Genomic DNA, 15,284 nt, shown 5'->3' with positions numbered 1-15,284 from the left:
GACCGCCTGCCCAGCATGGAGCGCGATGACAGTGGTCGCGTCAAGCACGAGGGCGCGACCTGTTCCGGACGAACAGATGGGGTCGCCTCCTTATGACGCGCAGTCAGGTGCTGGACCGGCCGCTGAACCGGACCACCGTCGCCGACCGTCCGGTGGTCGCACCGCGCGGTCGCGATCGGGCGAACGCGCCGGTGCGCGCGCGACGTGGCGGCGACGTGCCGCCGCGGGGAGCGGTGCCCGCGCCGGTACAGGGCCCGGCCCAGGAGTCGGACGCTCTGGGGGACGACGCCTTCTCCCGCACGCTCTACGAGCGGCACGGCACGGTCCTGCTCAGCTTCGTCGTCCAGCTGTGCGGCGGCGACCGGTACCGGGCCGAGGACGTCGTCCAGGAGACCGCCGTACGCGCCTGGCAGCATCGGGGAATCCTCGACCCGACGACGGACCAGGTGCGCACCTGGCTGTTCACTGTCGCGCACCGGCTGGTGATCGACCACCACCGCGCCCGGCAGGCTCGGCCGAAAGAGGTCGCCGATGAGCCCGAAGAGCCCGCCGTGCCCGACCCGGCCGACCGGGTCGTGACGCTGCGGGCGGTGCTGGAGACCATGACCGAGCTCACCGTGCAGCAGCGCGAGGTCCTCATCTACACCTATTACGCCGGCTACAGCGTCGAGCAGACGGCGGCCGCGCTCGGCCTCGCGCCGGGAACGGTCAAGTCCCGCGCCCACTACGCCATGCGCGCCCTGCGCGCGTCACTGCGTGCCCAGGCCGTAATGGATTGAGCGATCCAGGCCGGGTCGTGTCAAAGAGCGAAATCCGCGCTCGAGTCGATTCCTCATCAGGTTGGGAGTTTTCACATGATGCGTAAGACTCTGGTGTCGCTGGCCCTCGCGGCGGGTGTGGCGGGCGGTGCCCTCGCCACGGCGGGCTCGGCGTCCGCCGCCACTTTCGTCCCCGGAGGCGTCTACCCGTCGGTCCAGGCGTGCTCGGACGCCGGCAACGCCGGTTTCCCGCAGGGCCGCTGGGTGGGCTTCTACTGCCAGTCGCTCGGCTACGGCCAGTACGAGCTGTGGGTGCAGCCGACCTACTAAGCCCTCGGCGCCCTGCCGTCGTAACAGGTAGGAGAAACGCGTGGCCCGGCAGTGACGAAACTGCCGGGCCACGCGTCGTTGAACCCGCCCTTCCGCTCTCAAGGCGTGGGGCATGCCGTTCGCGGCGTTCTTACGTGAGCAGAATTTTCTCCTGTCAGGAGAACCCCGCGAACGATGGTGGCCCACCCGCTCCGCGGTCGGACCGACCTGGTCGTGAATCATCCGGTAGAGGCGATCTCCCGGAGTTGTGCCAGGGAATCCCTGGCGATCTGCTGGAACGGCGTCCGGCTCGGATCGTCGACCCACTGCTCGAAGGCGACGTGCATGACGGTGGCGCCGGTGTGGGCGGCGAGGGCGGCGGCGGTGTCGTCGAGTCCCCGTGCGCGCAGGGCCCGTGTCACCGCGCCGGTCAGCGACATCGCCTTGATCAGCTCGCGTTCCCGCAGTTCGGGGCTGGCGGCGATGATCCGGTGCCGCAGGCCGGCGAACTCGCGGACCTCCTCGAACCGGACGGCGGCGGCGTCCAGCGCCGCGCCGATAAGGCCGAGAGCCGAGGTGGACGCCGGGGCGGCCTCGATGGCGGCCACCATCCGCTGCTCCAGGAGTTCCGAGCCCCAGAACAGCACCTCGCGCTTGTCCGCGAAATACCGGAAGAACGTGCGCTTCGTCAGCCCCGCGCGCTCCGCGATCTCCGCGACGGTCGTCTTCTCGTAGCCGCGCTCGCCGTAGAGGGTCAGGGCCGCCTCCTGTAGCCGCGCCCGCGCGTCCGGCCGCCATCTGCCCATGCGGCAAGACTAGCTGATGACACCCGGTGTCATCGCCGTGCTAGTGTGATGACACCAGGTGACATCACTCATTTCCGGGAGGGTTTCCCATGCGTGTTCTCGTGACCGGCGCGTCCGGGCACATCGGGTCGGCGGTCGTACCCGAACTGCTACGGGCCGGGCATCAGGTCGTGGGGCTGGCGCGTTCGGACCGCTCAGCCGAGGCGATCGCGGCCGCCGGCGCCGAGGTCCGACGCGGCGACCTGGACGACCTGGACGGGCTGCGCGAGGCCGCCGAGGCGGCCGACGGCGTCATCCACCTCGCCTTCAAGCACGACCTGATGGGGGCCGGTGACTTCGCCGGTGCGGCCGCCGCCGACTTCGCCGCCATCAAGGCGCTCGCCTCGGCGCTCGAAGGGACGGGCAAGCCGCTCGTCACCTCGTCCGGCACGCTCATGCTCGCCGGCGCGGGCATCACCGGACGACCGGGCACCGAGGCCGACTTCGCTCCCGGCGGTCCCCGGGTGGACGCGGAGAACTTCGTGATCGGACTCGCCGAACACGGCGTGCGATCGTCCGCCGTCCGGCTGCCCCCGATCGTGCACAGTTCGCTAGACCACCACGGCTTCGCGCACATCCTGATCGGCGTGGCACGGCAGACCGGCGCGTCGGCGTACGTGGGAGACGGGGCGAACCGATGGCCGTCGGTGCACACACTCGACGCGGCGCGGGTGTACCGGCTGGCCCTGGAGAGCGCCCCGGCCGGGAGCCGCCTGCACGCGGTCGCGGACGAGGGCATCCCCTTCCGCGACATCGCGGCCACCATCGGCCGCGGGGCCGGTGTGCCCGTGGAAAGCATCTCCGCAGAGGACGCCGGGGAGCGCTTCGCCTTCCTCGGCACGGTCGTGGGGGTGGACAACCCGACTTCCAGTGAGGTGACCCGAAAGGTGCTCGGCTGGGAACCGGCCCATCCGGGACTCATCGAGGACCTGGAGCAAGGCCACTACTTCGCATAAGTGAAAGCCTCTGATCGCACTGATCAGAGGCTTTCTGCTGCTCAGGGGATCCTAGTCGGCCTGGAGAACGGTGACCTCGACACACGCGCCACCGTTGCCTCCTGAGCGGCTGGCCTTACGCCATTCGGCATACTCGACGATCATGGTCTCGTCCCCTAGTCCGCCTGGACGACGGTGACCTCGACGCATGTGCCACCGTTGCCTCCTGAGCGGCTGGACTTGCGCCATTCGGAATTCTCGACGGTCATATTTCGTCTCTCACCTCCTTGATGATCGCTAGCGATGCTGTGGAGGGAAGTGCCGACGTCTGAAGCGCGTGATACGTATCAGATATCGTCCGCACCAGTTCAGGTCGTTCGTGAATATGTCCGGTCGCTGGATCTTCAGTGTACGCGATGCTCGGTTCGTTCCCGAAGCTGAGGATGTGAAATACGCCGACGAGGCCCGCGTGCGCACCGGTGGCGAACGGTATGACCTGAACCGAGATTCCCGGCCGCTCGGCCATTTTCAGCAGGTGGTCGAGTTGGCCGGCGTGGACCTTCGATCCTCCGACCGGGCGTCGGATCACCGTCTCGTCGAGTATGACCCACAGCGTCGGCGGAGTGTCCCGCGTAAAGATGTGCTGCCGGGCCATGCGTCTATCCACGAGATCGTCGATGGCGTCCGGCGGGTCCGCGGGTCGGCCGGCGACCAGCAGAGCGCGTGCCGTTTCCTCGGTCTGGAGCAGGCCGGGTACGGCCAGGGGCTCGTAGTCGAGGATTCTCGTGGCTCGGCGCTCCCTCTCCTCGTACCTCTCGAACCGCTCCACAGGGTGGTCGTGGCGGAGGTCGTCGTAGATGTCGGTGAGCGTCGACTCCGCCAGGCCTAATGCCTTCTCGATGGCGACCACCTGGTCGCGCCGCGCGCGGAGCTGGCCCGTTTCCACGTTGCTCAGCCAGCCCACCGAGTAGCCGAGTGTCCTGGCCAGGTCGGCCTGCTTGATATCCGCCGCGTCCCGACAGAACCGCACGATGCGGCCGAGCGTGATCAGCGTCGGACTGGGGGTTCTGCCCATAATCTCCCTCTTGTGGTTATTTCACTTTTGATTCAGTGAACCGTGTTTCGCCGTGGCCTTGCTCTGGTGGCTGTGTCGAACCATTCCGATCGTAGTTCGCTCGGGCCAGTCTTTAGCGGTATCGCGGCAATAGGCCGCGACTCGTTGGCGAAAGATGGGAGCGACGCGATGCGTCAGGAGCGGCGTCTGCCGCCATTCCTCACGTCGGCCGGTATAGCGCGAGACTTCGTCGCGTCCAGGCTTCGTCTGTGGGGGCGGTCCGGTCAGATCGACGACGGAGTCCAGGTCATCGGTGAGATGTTCAACAACGCGCTGATTCACACGCCGAGCCGGGACTACATCGTCGCGGTCGACTGGAACGGCGGAGCCGTCCGCCTTGAGATGTGGGACTCATCTCCACATCGCCCCACGGTCCTGCCGATCGACTTCGACGGCGAACACGGACGTGGAATGCATTTGATCGCGGCTTTCTCGGAGACGTGGGGATGCCGCGTGGTGGCCCCTGGAAAATGTGTATGGGCGGTCCTCCCCGATGCCTGACTTCGACGATCTGCTCACGCCGCGCGAGGCGGCGGCGCTGCTGGGCGTACGGACCACCACGGTCGCCCGGTGGGCGCGGGACGGGCTCATCAAGCCCGCCGTACGCACCCCCGGCGGCCATCGCCGCTACCGGCGCGGCGAGGTGGTGGCTCTCCGGGACGCCAACGTGGTCGAGCGGCAGGGCTTCGAACGGGATGCCGCGCGTCTCTACGACCAAGGCTGGCCCATCCGACGCGTGGCGCAGGAGTTCGGCGTCAGCTATGGCTTGATGCGCCGGATCCTGCGGAAACAGACGGCCTTACGGGACCGCGGTGGGAAGGCGCGGTGATCGCCTCACCAGGCGACGGTGAATCTCGTGCGGTGGTGGGCCGGGTTCTCCGCCTCGTCGAGCAGGGCGACCGCGAGGTCCTCCATGGAGATCGCGGAGTTCCCCTCGTCGTCGGTCAGCAGCGTGTCGGTGCCCGTCCGGTAGACGCCGGTGCGCTTCCCCGGTTCGAGCAGTGCGGCCGGGCTCAGGTAGGCCCAGTCCACGTCGGTTTCGGTGGTGCGGCAGACCGTGAGCTGTTCGGCGCACGCCAGCGCGATCGGCCGCCAGTCCGCCGGGAAGTCCGGGTCGTCGATCACGAAGCCGCCGGTGCCCGGCACGGTCAGGGTCGCCGCGCCGCCGACGATCAGCAGCCGTGGCGCCGGAGCGCGGTCGAGCGCTTCGGTCACCACCCGGCTTCCGGTGTCTCCGGCCGCGCCGAACACGGTGATGCGCATGTCTCTCTCCTTCAGCAGGCGCGGGCCGGGGCCGGCACCGGTGCGGGTTCAGGCGTGGGGGTGGGGCGCGTACGGCGCGTCTGGCCGAGCAGCGTGCCGCCGAAGGCGATCGCCATGCCGAGCGCCTGGAGCGCGTTGAGCGCCTGGCCGAGCGCGGCCCAGCCGATCACCGCGGCGGACAGCGGGCTGAGCAGGGTGAGGAACGCGACCGAGGTGGCGGGCAGCCGGGACACGCCGCGGAACCACAGCCAGTACCCGATCGCCGTGCCGACGACGCCGAGGTAGACGTAGCCGGCCACCGCGCGGCCGTCGAGGGCGGGCGGGGCGCCCTCCGCGAGCAGGCTGACGGGGACGAGCAGGAGCCCGCCGGCGGTGAGCTGCCAGCCGGTGAGGGTGAGCGCTCCGACGCCCTCCGGACGTCCCCAGCGCTTGGTGAGCACCGTTCCGGCCGACATCGCCGCGGCCCCGGCCAGTCCGGCGAGTACGCCGACGGTGTCGAGGCGCGCGCCGGAGCGCAGGACGACCAGGCTCACGCCCAGCACCCCGATGAGGCCGGCGAGCAGGCGGCGGGCGGTCGGCCGTTCGGCGAGCAGCATGGCCGCGAAGACCAGCGCGAAGAGCGGTCCCACCGAGCCCAGGACGGCCGCCACGCCGCCCGGCAGCCGGTACGCCGCCAGGAACAGCAGGGGGAAGAACGCGCCGATGTTCAGCACGCCCAGCACCGCCGCCCGCCAGATCCACGCGCCGCGCGGAAGCGTACGGGTGAGGGCCAGCAGGGCCAGGCCGGCCGGGAGCGCCCTCATCAGCGCGGTGAACATCGGCCGGCCGGGCGGCAGGAACTCCGTGGTGACCGCGTAGGTCGATCCCCAGGCGAGCGGGGTGAGCCCGGTCAGCGCGAGATCCCGCGCGTTGGGGAGGCGTGAAAGAGGCATGGCGATCTCTCCACATTGATAATCTCAACGTTGAGATAACTGTGCAACGCGAAGACCTTCAACGTCAAGTAGTTCAACGTTAAGATTGTCAATCGTGAGAGGGAGGACCCATGAGTGACGCGGTTGACCTGGTGCTGGCCCAGTGGGGACGGGAACGTCCCGACGTCGACGTGTGGCCGATGGGGATCGTCGGGCGGATCTCCCGCCTGTCACGGTTGCTGGACATCCGGTTGAAGGAGTTCTTCGCCGAGCACGACCTGGAGCGGTGGGAGTTCGACGTCATGGCCACCCTGCGCCGGTCGGGCCCGCCGTACGAGCTGACGGCCGGCGCCCTCAACCGGGCGGCGATGATCACGTCCGGTGCGATCACCAACCGCATCGACCGGATGGCCAAGCGGGGACTCGTCGAACGCGTGCCCGACGAGACGGACCGCCGCTCGGTGCGCGTACGGCTCACCGAACGCGGCTGGGAGACGGTCGAGAAGCTGGTCGGCCCGCACACCGAGAACGAGGCGCTCCTCCTGGCCGCACTGGGCCCACGCGAGCGCGACCGGCTGGCGGGCACGCTGCGCGACCTCCTGGAGTCCCTCGGCGACACGTCACTCGACTAGGACCACGGGCCGCCGTGCGCGGCTCAGTCGAGCAGGGCCGTCTGCATCTGCACCGCCTTGCGCCGGGCGATCCGCAGGGCCCGGCCGGGCGGCAGGATGCGGCCCTTGATGTTGCCGAACAGGAAGCCTTCGTCCGGTGGGCACGACATCAGCAGGGAGGGCGTGTTGACCTCCTGGAGCCGCCGCATCATCATCTCGCCCAGCCCGCGTCCGGCGCCCGCCGCGGACCGCGCGACGACCAGGTGCAGGCCGACCTCGTAGCCGAGGGCGAGATGCGGGATGAGCGGGTCGAACGGATGCTGCATCGGGCCCGCGCCGACCATGTCGTAGTCGTCGACCAGGATGAACAGCCGGGGCCCGCTCCACCAGTCGCACAGCCGCATGCGGGCCGGCGCGATGTCCGGGCCCGGCACGCGCGCCTTGATCGCCCGTCCGGCGCCGTCCAGGAGGTCGCGTAGCGCGTCAATCGACACGGCGTGCCCGAGCCGGTATTCGTCGGGCACCGCCTCGACCAGCTCACGGCGGTAGTCCACCACCATGATGCGGGCCTCCTCGGGCGTGTACCGCGTGGTGATGGCCTTGGCCATGAGCCGCAGCAGGTTCGTCTTGCCGCACTCGGTGTCGCCGACCACGATCATGTGGGGGTTCTCGCCGAAGTCGTGCCACACCGTGGAGAGCCGTTCTTCCTCCAGCCCCAGGGGCACGCGGAAGTCGCCCTCGGGCGCGGGCAGCTCGCGTGCGTGCAGCGTGGCCGGCAGCATCCGCACCGGCGGCGCCGGCGGCCCCGACCAGCTCTCGCTCACCGCCGCCACCAGCCCGGCGACCCCCTCCGCGAGGTCGCCGGCGCTCTCCACCGAGTCGATGCGCGGCAGAGCGGTGAGGTAGTGCAGCTTGCTGTCGCGGGTCATGCCGCGGCCGGGGACGCGCGGCACGGAGGCCGCGCGGCGGGCGTCGATCTCCGAGTCCATCGGATCGCCCATCCGCAGCTCCAGGTGGGTCGCGGCCTGGTCGCGCACGGCCGCCGTCAGCTCGACCCAGCGTGCGGTCGTGATGATGAGGTGGATGCCGTAGTTGAGGCCGCGGGCGGCGATCGCGTTGAACGTCGGGAGGTACCGGTCGTAGTCCTGCCGGAGCGTCGACCATCCGTCCACGATGAGGAACACGTCCCCGTGCGGCTGGTCGGCGAACTCGCCCTCCGCCCGGCGGCGCCGGTAGGTCGCCATCGAGTCGATCTCGTGCGTGAGGAAGAACTGCTCGCGGTCGGCGAGCAGCGCGGTGACCTCGGCGATCGTCCGGCCGACGCGTTCGGCGTCCATGCGCGCGGCGACCCCGGCGACGTGCGGGAGGCCGGCCAGGCCGATCAGCGTGCCGCCGCCGAAGTCGAGGCAGTAGAACTGCACCTCGCGCGGCGTGTGGGTGAGCGCCAGCGCGGCGATCATGGTGCGGATGAGCGTGCTCTTGCCGCTCTGCGGGCCGCCGGCGATGGCGACGTGGCCGCCCGCGCCGTGCAGGTCGACGACCAGCAGGTCGCGGATCTGCTCGAAGGGCCGGTCGACGATGCCCACCGGCACGGTGAGCTCGCCGCGGAGCTCCCAGTCGACGGTCGTCAGGCCGAGAACGTCGTCGGGCTCGAGCGGCGGGAGGATCTGGTCGAGCGTCGGGGGCAGGTCCAGCGGCGGCAGCCACACCTGGTGGGCGGGCGGACCGGCGTCGCGCATCCGGTCGACCGCGACCGACAGCAGCGTCTCGCCGGTCTCCTCGGTCTCCTCCTCGGCCTCCACGGGCTCGGGCGGCTCGACCGGCGCGACCCGCGAGGCGGACCACGGCACCACCTGGCTCGCGACCCGCGCCTGGTCGGCCTTGCTGCGCGCCCGGTATGCGCCGGAGGAGTAGGCCGCGCGGAACCGCGTCAGCGCCTCGACACCGGTCTTGAGGAAGCCGCTGCCGGGCTGCGGCGGGAGCGTGTGCGCGTCCGGGACGCCGAGCACGCCGCGGCTCTCCATGGCCGAGAACGTTCGCAGGCCGATGCGGTAGGACAGGTGGCTCTCCAGCTGGTGCATCCGGCCCTCGTCGAGCCGCTGCGAGGCGAGCAGCAGGTGCACGCCGAGGCTGCGGCCGAGCCGGCCGATCATCACGAACAGCTCCATGAAGTCGCGGTGTGCGGCGAGCAGCTCGCTGAACTCGTCCACCACCACGAACAGGCTCGGCAGCGGCTCCAGCGGCGTGCCGGAGGCGCGCGCCCGCTCGTACTCCAGCACGGACACGTAGTTGCCGGCGGCGCGCAGCAGCTCCTGCCGCCGCATCAGCTCACCGTGGATCGCGTCGCGCATGCGGGCGACCAGCGACGCCTCGTCGGCCAGGTTCGTGATGACCGCGGAGACGTGCGGCAGCTCGTCCAGGCCGAGGAAGGTCGCGCCGCCCTTGAAGTCGACGAGGACGAAGTTGAGCGTCTCGGAGGAGTTGGTCAGCGCCATCGCGAGGACGAGCGTGCGCAGCAGCTCGCTCTTGCCCGAGCCGGTCGCGCCGATCAGCATGCCGTGCGGGCCGGTGCCGCCCTGCGCGGACTCCTTGATGTCCAGCTCCACGGGCGTGCCGTCGGCGCCGACCGCGATCGGCACCTTCAGCCGCTCGGAGGCCGTGCGCTTGCGCCACAGCGTCGCGGGGTCGTGGCGGTGCAGGTCGGGGATGCCCAGCAGCGTGGCCAGATCGATGGTGGACGACAGCGGTTCCGCGGTCTCGCCGCCCACGCCCAGCCGGTACGGCGAGAGCCTCTTGGCCAGCGCGGCCGCGCTCCGCACGCCCAGGTCATCGGGCCGGCCGAGCAGGGTCGTCTGCTCCTTGCGGTCGCGGTCGGTACGGACCAGCCGCAGCTCGCCGTCCCGCACATCGAGACGCAGGGTCGTACGGCCCGGCCGCCAGGTGAGCGTGCCACTCAGGTCGAGCACGGTGACATTGCGCATCCCCGGGCCGTCCAGCGGGTGCCCGGCCGGGATGGTGGCGCCGTCCACCACGATGAGCGTGTACGGCTCCTCGCGGCCGGTCCGCGCCTCCGGGTCGTACTGCGGGCGCTCCCAGAACTCGGCGCCGAGCATTCCCTCCAGTTCCGGGAAGTCGGTGGCGATCATGCGGACCGGCCCGGCGCCGTCGTTGTCGTGCGGGTTGTGGTTGTGCGGCAGCCACTTGACCCACTCCCACTCGGCCCGGCGGCCGGGCGCGACGCACAGCGCGAGCCACAGGTCGTCCGGGCAGTGGAAGACGACGAGCTGAGCGATCATCGCCCGCACCATGCCGCGGATGGCCTCCTCGTCCCCGCGCATCAGCAGCCGGGCCCAGGACCGCAGGTAGACGGCGGTGGGCTGCTCGGGCACGGTGGCGTACGCGCGGATGAAGCTGCGCAGCGCGTGGGCGGTCAGCGGTTCGAGGTCCTCGACCGGCTTGGTGGAGGTCGGCGACAGCCGCAGCCCGAGCTTCTGCTCGCCGATGGCGAGCCGCGCCTCGGCGAAGTCGGGGTCGGACGGGCGGCGCTCCCACATGCGGGTGGTGCCGATCACGGACCACAGCGTCAGCGGGGACGGGTGCCGCCAGACCAGGGACTTCTGTTGGTCGCGCACGGCGTTGCGGACCTTGCGCCGGGTCTGGGAGAGATAGCGGAGGTAGTCGCGGCGCGCGCCCTTGAGCTTCTGCTTGCGTTCGCCGCTGCGGCGCATGCCGTTGCCCAGCAGCATCGCACCGGCGGCGGCGACCATCATGATCAGCGAGATCGGCAGGAAGCCGTTGGTCCTGCTCCCGCCGCCGCGCGTCATGTACATCATCATCATGGCGCCGGACATCAGCGCCATCGGCAGGTACGTCCAGATGGCGGACGAGTCGGGCACCGTTTCGGGGAGGGTCGGCGGCTCCTGGAGGTTGATCTCCCCGTCGGGCATCTCCGGCGCGCGTCGGCGCACGGGCCTGCGGAAAAGCAAGAAACTCAACGGGGGCCTCCTGGGCGTGTGCGGCACGGCACGCGGCGATGGGTCGGCGGTGTGCGGAGAGCGGCCGAGGAGAAGCGAGCGGACTCGTTGCCAGGCATCGTACAGTGACCAGCCATCGACCGGATCGTTAGAACACGGATGAACCGGGTGCTCTTCGCTTACGTATGCCTAACCGGAGAGCACTGACGAGAACAACAGAACATGCCTTAATCGCAGAAGGAGGGCCCCATGAGCGGTGGCACGGCGGCGGGGCTGTGCCGGCTGACGGTACGCGCGCCCTCGAAGGCCATCGACCTCGCCGTACCCGCCGACGTCCCGGTCGCCGACCTGCTTCCGGCCGTGCTCGGGTACGGCGGAGACGACCTCGGCGAGGCGGGCCTCGAACACGAGGGCTGGGTGCTCCAGCGGCTGGGTGAGGCCCCGCTCGACCAGGAGGCCACGCTCGAGTCGCTCGGGCTGCGCGACGGCGACACGGTCTACTTGCGGCCCCGTACCGAGGCGCTGCCCGAGGTACGGCTGGACGACATCGTCGACGGCATCTCGACCACGATGAAGGAGAGCCCGCACGGCTGGAGCCCGCAGGCGAGCCGGCGGCTGCTGCGCGGGCTGACGCTGGTGGCCCTCATCGGCGCGCTCGTCATCATCGCGCTGCCGGGCGGTTCGGCCGTGCAGCGCGAGATCACGGCGGGCGCGTTCGCGTTGCTGCTGCTGGCCGGCGCCGCCGCGGCGAGCCGCGCCGTGGGCGACGCGGCCGCGGCCGCGCTCTTGGGCGCGATGGTCGGCCCGTACCTCGTGCTGGCCGGCTGGCTGCTGCCCGGCGGCTCGCTGAGCGGCCCGGACCACTATCAGACGCTCGGCGCCCGGCTGCTGGCCGCGTCCGCGGCGGAGGCGGGCGCCTCGGTGCTCGCGCTCGCCGTGGTGGCGGCCTACACGGCACTCTTCGTCGGCGCGACCGTGTTCGCGCTCGCGGGCGCGCTCGGCGGCGTCCTGCTGATGGTCGCGGACATGCCGCCCGAGCACGCGGCGAGCATCGTGGCCCTCGTGGCGGTCATCTTCGGCGCGTTCGTACCGTCGCTGTCGTTCCGGCTGTCGGGGCTGCGGACGCCGCCGCTGCCGACCAACGCCGAGCAGCTCCAGGAGGGCATCGAACCGCGCTCGCCGTCGGCCGTGGCCGCTCGCGCGGTCATCGCCGACACCTGGATGACCGCCATGTACGCGACGGTCGGCCTGACCTCCGCCCTCTGCCTGACGGCGCTGGCCCACAACCACCGGCTCAGCCAGCTGATGATGGCCTTCGCGCTGTCCCTGCTCCTGGTGTTGCACAGCCGGGGACTGGGCAACGTCTGGCAGCGCCTGTCCCTGGTCGCGCCGGGCGTCTGGGGCGCCGCCATGATGATCGCCGTCCACGTCGCCGGGGTCGATCCGGGCGGCCGTACGCTGCCGGCGGTCGGGGTGGCGTCGGCCGCCGCCGCGCTTCTCATCTCCGGCTGGGTCGTGCCGGGCCGCCGGCTCGTGCCGTACTGGGGCCGGGCCGCGGAGATCCTGCACAGCCTGGTGGCGGTCAGTCTGCTGCCACTGGCCCTGTGGGTCCTCGGCGTGTACAGCGAGTTGCGGGCGATCGGCTGATCCGGGACAGGAGAGGACGGGCGGAAGACGATGCAGTCACGCCGTGACCAGGTCCAGGCCCACCTGTTCGTCATGGGCCGGATCACCTCCGGGATGCTGCGGGCCGACCCGGACGCGCCGGAGAGCCCGCAGGGCCGGACGAACCGCGGCGCGGTCGCCGGGATCGTCGTCGCGCTGCTGCTGTGCGCCGCGGCGTTCGTCTGGGGGCTGATCTCCCCGGGCCGGTCGAACACCTGGCGCGATCCGCAGAGCCTGATCGTCGACCAGGACACCGGCGCCGCCTACCTGTATGTGGACGGCCGGCTGCGGCCGGTCCGCAACTACGCGTCGGCGCGCCTGATCGGCGGCACCAAGATGACGACGCACAAGGTGCGGACGAAGTCGCTGGACGGCGCGCCGCACGGGCAGCCGGTCGGCATCGTCGGGGCGCCCGACTCGCTGCCGGCGCCGGCGGACCTCGACCAGGACCCCTGGGCGGTGTGCTCCAGCGCCGGGGACACCGGGCCCGCCGCCACCTCGACGACGCTCGCCGTGGGCGCGAGCACCACGGGCGACGATCCACTGACGGCGGGCGAGGGGATGCTCGTCACCGGGCCCGACTCCGCCGTGTACCTCGTGTGGCAGGGCAGCCGGCTGCGGATCGACCAGAAGAGCGGTGCGATGTCCGCGCTCGGCTACGCGGGGCGGCCCCCGTCTCCGGTCTCGGCGGCGTTCCTCGACGCGCTGCCGGCCGGACCCGACCTGACCGCGCCCGCCGTGCCCGGCATGGGCACCGCCGGACCGGCCCTCGACGGGCACGCGACCCGTGTCGGCCAGGTCTTCCGGGTCGGTGTGATCGGCTCCGAGCCGCGCTACTACCAGCTCCGCCAGAACGGCCTGGCCGAGATCAGCGTCACCGTCGCCGACCTGCTGATGGGCGACCCGGACGTCCGCCGCCTGGCGTACGCGAACCGGAGCGCGACCGCGGCCTCGTTGTCGCCCGACGTGCTGAACGCGCACCTCGCCCCGGCGGACCAGACGTCGTCCCCGGGCACGCTGCCCGAGACGCCACCCCGGCTCGTGAGCCGCGGCATCTCCCAGGCCGCGTGCGTACGGGTCGCGCCGGGCGACGCGGGTCCCCGGGTGAGCGTGGTGCTGGCGGATCCGGGCACGCTCGGCATGGTCGCCCAGGCGGCGACCTCCGCCGCATGTGTTCCCGTGGACCGCATCACCACTCCGCCGGGCGGCGGGGTTCTCGTACGGGCGCTGGCGGCCGACGGCGGCACGGGCGGCGCCACCGTCTACCTCGTGACCGACACCGGCACCAAGTACCGCGTGCCGACCAGTGCCGATCTCACGGCGCTCGGCTACTCGATCGGAGAGGCGGTGGCGCTGCCGTCACCGCTGCTCGCGATGATGCCGGCCGGCCCGGACCTGAGTGCGGCCGCCGCCGCTTCGGGCTCCACCCCGACGCCGACGGAGCCGTGCGGAGGCGCCGGGCAAGGCGGTGACAAGTCCACGACAAGTCGCACCCGATAAGGAGAAGAGGGCATGGGGCGATGATGCGGATGGCGGACGCGCCGGCTCGACGGGCGCTTCCCATCCTGCCCCCGATCCCGTGCACCGAACCAGAGAGGAAGGCGGACGGTGGCAGCCAACGGAATGCAACAGTCGCAAGTATCGGCGACCAAGAACGGCATCAACGCCCTCGAACAGGCGTTCACCGGCATCACGAAGATCCGGCAGGACGTCGAGTCGACGCGCTACAACCTCGCCTCGGGCTACAAGGGCTCGGACGGCGGGAAATTCGGTGAGCTCGTCAACAACTGGGAACAGCAGTGTGACGTCATCCTCGGCAACCTGCGGGACATGGTCGACAAGCTCAACACCACCCTGACCTCCCAGCACCAGCAGCAGGGGTCGAGCAACGAGTCGATCAACCAGGCGTACAACCAGTCGCAGTCCGTCTTCGACGCCCTGCACGGCTGAGCACGTTCCCCTCCCTCCCGCGGACGAGAAACGAGGACATCGATGAGCGAGGACTTCACCGACGGTTACATCTACGTCGACTACTCCCACATGAGCAACGCCGCCGACGACCTGGTCTCCCAGACCAAGGCCATCGCGCAGACGATCTCCAACATGGAGATGGAGCTCTCCGAGCTCAAGAAGAGCTGGATCGGTGACGACAAGGACACCTACACCCAGAAGCAGACCGCGTGGGACAACGCCATCAAGGCGATGGAGAACATGCTCACCCAGCACTCCCAGCTTCTGGACGAGATCTCCGGCAGCTACAAGTACAACGAGAACAACCTCAGCCAGATGTGGTCCGAGGTACGCATCGGCGGTTGATCGTCCGTCTCCGGCCGCTCGTGGTCACGGGCGGCCGGAGGCGACGCGGACGGCCTGACATCCCACGCACTCAGGAGAGGTGAGCAGTGGCCGACAAGCCGAAACTGACTTTGGACAAGGCGGGCCTGAAGAGCTTCGTCGACGACCAGATCGTCCCCTTCTCGGACTCCCTCGACAAGATCGCGAATCAGGACAGCGACGAGGGGGTGACGATGGACAGCCTCCTCGGAAAGGGCAAGATCACCGAGGGCGAGCCGGAGATCTTCAAGATCCAGCATCCGCTGTCGATCGGCCAGATGGCGACCGACGACACGCGTACCCACGGCAAGGCGGTCGTCGCGGCCATCACCGACACCGCGCAGTCGATCTCGGATGTCTACGTCAAGCAGATCAAGCTGTTCAAGGACCTGCACACGAACCTGAACACCACGATCAGCAAGCTGATGGACGGCCAGCACGACAACCTGGTGAAGATCGACGGAAAGATCTTCCTGGACGGTCTGGGCACCGTGCCCGGCGACTTCCAGGGGACCGGCGGTTCTCAGCAGACCTGAGCGCCGGCTGACATCCCGGCCCACGTAAA

Annotated in this window: 18 protein-coding genes; 11 read left to right on the top strand and 7 right to left on the bottom strand. The window is 70.4% G+C overall.

The genetic code is table 11. The annotated features are described in order from the left end of the window. Window positions 1-92 precede the first annotated feature (92 nt). Together QSK37_RS42835 and QSK37_RS42830 are read left to right on the top strand one after the other, a co-directional pair. Entirely contained in the window at window positions 93-779 is a 687-nt protein-coding gene (locus tag QSK37_RS42835; protein WP_285633122.1) for a sigma-70 family RNA polymerase sigma factor, read from the top strand. Window positions 780-857: 78 nt separating this feature from the next. Further along, window positions 858-1,088 (top strand): hypothetical protein, encoded by a 231-nt coding sequence (locus QSK37_RS42830; protein ID WP_285575224.1) that lies wholly within the window; start codon window positions 858-860, stop codon window positions 1,086-1,088. A 218-nt stretch (window positions 1,089-1,306) separates the two neighbouring features. Here QSK37_RS42830 and QSK37_RS42825 read toward each other — a convergent pair whose 3' ends face one another. Beyond that, window positions 1,307-1,873: a TetR family transcriptional regulator gene (locus QSK37_RS42825; protein WP_285633120.1), complete on the bottom strand. Its 567-nt coding sequence runs from the start codon at window positions 1,871-1,873 to the stop codon at window positions 1,307-1,309. A gap of 89 nt (window positions 1,874-1,962) precedes the next feature. On the opposite strand from QSK37_RS42825, the gene QSK37_RS42820 reads away from it, so the two are divergent. After that, window positions 1,963-2,868: an SDR family oxidoreductase gene (locus QSK37_RS42820; protein ID WP_285633118.1), complete on the top strand. Its 906-nt coding sequence runs from the start codon at window positions 1,963-1,965 to the stop codon at window positions 2,866-2,868. Window positions 2,869-2,919: 51 nt separating this feature from the next. On the opposite strand, the gene QSK37_RS51940 is transcribed toward QSK37_RS42820, so the two are convergent. The 3 genes from QSK37_RS51940 to QSK37_RS42810 are packed head-to-tail and all read right to left on the bottom strand — an operon-like array spanning window position 2,920 to window position 3,922. Further along, the gene (locus QSK37_RS51940) at window positions 2,920-3,012 is read right to left on the bottom strand and encodes a DUF397 domain-containing protein (protein WP_432705655.1); all 93 of its coding nucleotides are present in this window, start codon (window positions 3,010-3,012) and stop codon (window positions 2,920-2,922) included. An 11-nt stretch (window positions 3,013-3,023) separates the two neighbouring features. Further along, a complete protein-coding gene (locus tag QSK37_RS42815; protein WP_285633117.1) occupies window positions 3,024-3,116 on the bottom strand; it encodes a DUF397 domain-containing protein in 93 nt (30 codons plus the stop codon). Beyond that, on the bottom strand, window positions 3,113-3,922 hold the full coding sequence (locus QSK37_RS42810; RefSeq protein ID WP_285633116.1) for a helix-turn-helix domain-containing protein: 810 nt from the start codon (window positions 3,920-3,922) through the stop codon (window positions 3,113-3,115). Before QSK37_RS42810 ends, QSK37_RS42815 begins: the two co-directional genes overlap by 4 nt. Before the next feature lie 168 nt (window positions 3,923-4,090). Here QSK37_RS42810 and QSK37_RS42805 point away from each other — a divergent pair, with 168 nt between their 5' ends. Both QSK37_RS42805 and QSK37_RS42800 read left to right on the top strand, forming a co-directional pair. Further along, complete coding sequence (locus tag QSK37_RS42805; RefSeq protein ID WP_285633115.1) at window positions 4,091-4,462, top strand: ATP-binding protein; 372 nt, start codon at window positions 4,091-4,093, stop codon at window positions 4,460-4,462. After that, window positions 4,455-4,790 (top strand): MerR family DNA-binding transcriptional regulator, encoded by a 336-nt coding sequence (locus tag QSK37_RS42800; RefSeq protein ID WP_285633114.1) that lies wholly within the window; start codon window positions 4,455-4,457, stop codon window positions 4,788-4,790. The genes QSK37_RS42805 and QSK37_RS42800 overlap by 8 nt, the downstream gene beginning before the upstream one ends. Before the next feature lie 5 nt (window positions 4,791-4,795). On the opposite strand, the gene QSK37_RS42795 is transcribed toward QSK37_RS42800, so the two are convergent. Both QSK37_RS42795 and QSK37_RS42790 read right to left on the bottom strand, forming a co-directional pair. Then, a complete protein-coding gene (locus QSK37_RS42795) occupies window positions 4,796-5,224 on the bottom strand; it encodes an NAD(P)-dependent oxidoreductase (RefSeq protein WP_285633113.1) in 429 nt (142 codons plus the stop codon). A gap of 11 nt (window positions 5,225-5,235) precedes the next feature. Continuing rightward, a complete protein-coding gene (locus QSK37_RS42790) occupies window positions 5,236-6,156 on the bottom strand; it encodes an EamA family transporter (RefSeq protein WP_285633112.1) in 921 nt (306 codons plus the stop codon). Window positions 6,157-6,266: 110 nt separating this feature from the next. On the opposite strand from QSK37_RS42790, the gene QSK37_RS42785 reads away from it, so the two are divergent. Then, complete coding sequence (locus QSK37_RS42785) at window positions 6,267-6,767, top strand: MarR family winged helix-turn-helix transcriptional regulator (RefSeq protein ID WP_285633111.1); 501 nt, start codon at window positions 6,267-6,269, stop codon at window positions 6,765-6,767. A gap of 23 nt (window positions 6,768-6,790) precedes the next feature. On the opposite strand, the gene eccCa is transcribed toward QSK37_RS42785, so the two are convergent. Then, window positions 6,791-10,741, bottom strand: coding sequence for a type VII secretion protein EccCa (eccCa, locus tag QSK37_RS42780; protein ID WP_285633110.1), 3,951 nt, complete (start codon window positions 10,739-10,741; stop codon window positions 6,791-6,793). A gap of 228 nt (window positions 10,742-10,969) precedes the next feature. Between eccCa and eccD the strand changes: the two genes are divergently transcribed. From eccD to QSK37_RS42755, 5 genes are all read left to right on the top strand, one after another. Beyond that, window positions 10,970-12,367 (top strand): type VII secretion integral membrane protein EccD, encoded by a 1,398-nt coding sequence (gene eccD / locus QSK37_RS42775; protein ID WP_285633109.1) that lies wholly within the window; start codon window positions 10,970-10,972, stop codon window positions 12,365-12,367. Window positions 12,368-12,397: 30 nt separating this feature from the next. After that, window positions 12,398-13,885: a type VII secretion protein EccB gene (eccB, locus tag QSK37_RS42770; protein WP_285633108.1), complete on the top strand. Its 1,488-nt coding sequence runs from the start codon at window positions 12,398-12,400 to the stop codon at window positions 13,883-13,885. 108 nt (window positions 13,886-13,993) lie between these two features. After that, window positions 13,994-14,335 (top strand): hypothetical protein, encoded by a 342-nt coding sequence (locus QSK37_RS42765; RefSeq protein WP_285633107.1) that lies wholly within the window; start codon window positions 13,994-13,996, stop codon window positions 14,333-14,335. A gap of 42 nt (window positions 14,336-14,377) precedes the next feature. Then, entirely contained in the window at window positions 14,378-14,701 is a 324-nt protein-coding gene (locus tag QSK37_RS42760) for a WXG100 family type VII secretion target (RefSeq protein WP_285633105.1), read from the top strand. Between the two features lie 86 nt (window positions 14,702-14,787). After that, on the top strand, window positions 14,788-15,255 hold the full coding sequence (locus QSK37_RS42755) for a type VII secretion system-associated protein (RefSeq protein WP_285633103.1): 468 nt from the start codon (window positions 14,788-14,790) through the stop codon (window positions 15,253-15,255). The last annotated feature ends 29 nt before the right edge of the window (window positions 15,256-15,284 follow it).

This window comes from Actinoallomurus iriomotensis, assembly GCF_030269445.1.
Taxonomy (GTDB): domain Bacteria; phylum Actinomycetota; class Actinomycetes; order Streptosporangiales; family Streptosporangiaceae; genus Actinoallomurus; species Actinoallomurus iriomotensis.
Note: the sequence above shows the minus strand (reverse complement) of the source record. Positions and strands in the feature narration are given on the sequence as shown.

Coding starts and splice junctions, on each gene's coding strand:
- QSK37_RS42835 (WP_285633122.1), top strand. CDS start 93: ATGACGCGCAGTCAGGTGCTGGACCGGCCGCTGAACCGGACCACCGTC.
- QSK37_RS42830 (WP_285575224.1), top strand. CDS start 858: ATGCGTAAGACTCTGGTGTCGCTGGCCCTCGCGGCGGGTGTGGCGGGC.
- QSK37_RS42825 (WP_285633120.1), bottom strand. CDS start 1,873: ATGGGCAGATGGCGGCCGGACGCGCGGGCGCGGCTACAGGAGGCGGCC.
- QSK37_RS42820 (WP_285633118.1), top strand. CDS start 1,963: ATGCGTGTTCTCGTGACCGGCGCGTCCGGGCACATCGGGTCGGCGGTC.
- QSK37_RS51940 (WP_432705655.1), bottom strand. CDS start 3,012: ATGATCGTCGAGTATGCCGAATGGCGTAAGGCCAGCCGCTCAGGAGGC.
- QSK37_RS42815 (WP_285633117.1), bottom strand. CDS start 3,116: ATGACCGTCGAGAATTCCGAATGGCGCAAGTCCAGCCGCTCAGGAGGC.
- QSK37_RS42810 (WP_285633116.1), bottom strand. CDS start 3,922: ATGGGCAGAACCCCCAGTCCGACGCTGATCACGCTCGGCCGCATCGTG.
- QSK37_RS42805 (WP_285633115.1), top strand. CDS start 4,091: ATGCGTCAGGAGCGGCGTCTGCCGCCATTCCTCACGTCGGCCGGTATA.
- QSK37_RS42800 (WP_285633114.1), top strand. CDS start 4,455: ATGCCTGACTTCGACGATCTGCTCACGCCGCGCGAGGCGGCGGCGCTG.
- QSK37_RS42795 (WP_285633113.1), bottom strand. CDS start 5,224: ATGCGCATCACCGTGTTCGGCGCGGCCGGAGACACCGGAAGCCGGGTG.
- QSK37_RS42790 (WP_285633112.1), bottom strand. CDS start 6,156: ATGCCTCTTTCACGCCTCCCCAACGCGCGGGATCTCGCGCTGACCGGG.
- QSK37_RS42785 (WP_285633111.1), top strand. CDS start 6,267: ATGAGTGACGCGGTTGACCTGGTGCTGGCCCAGTGGGGACGGGAACGT.
- eccD (WP_285633109.1), top strand. CDS start 10,970: ATGAGCGGTGGCACGGCGGCGGGGCTGTGCCGGCTGACGGTACGCGCG.
- eccB (WP_285633108.1), top strand. CDS start 12,398: ATGCAGTCACGCCGTGACCAGGTCCAGGCCCACCTGTTCGTCATGGGC.
- QSK37_RS42760 (WP_285633105.1), top strand. CDS start 14,378: ATGAGCGAGGACTTCACCGACGGTTACATCTACGTCGACTACTCCCAC.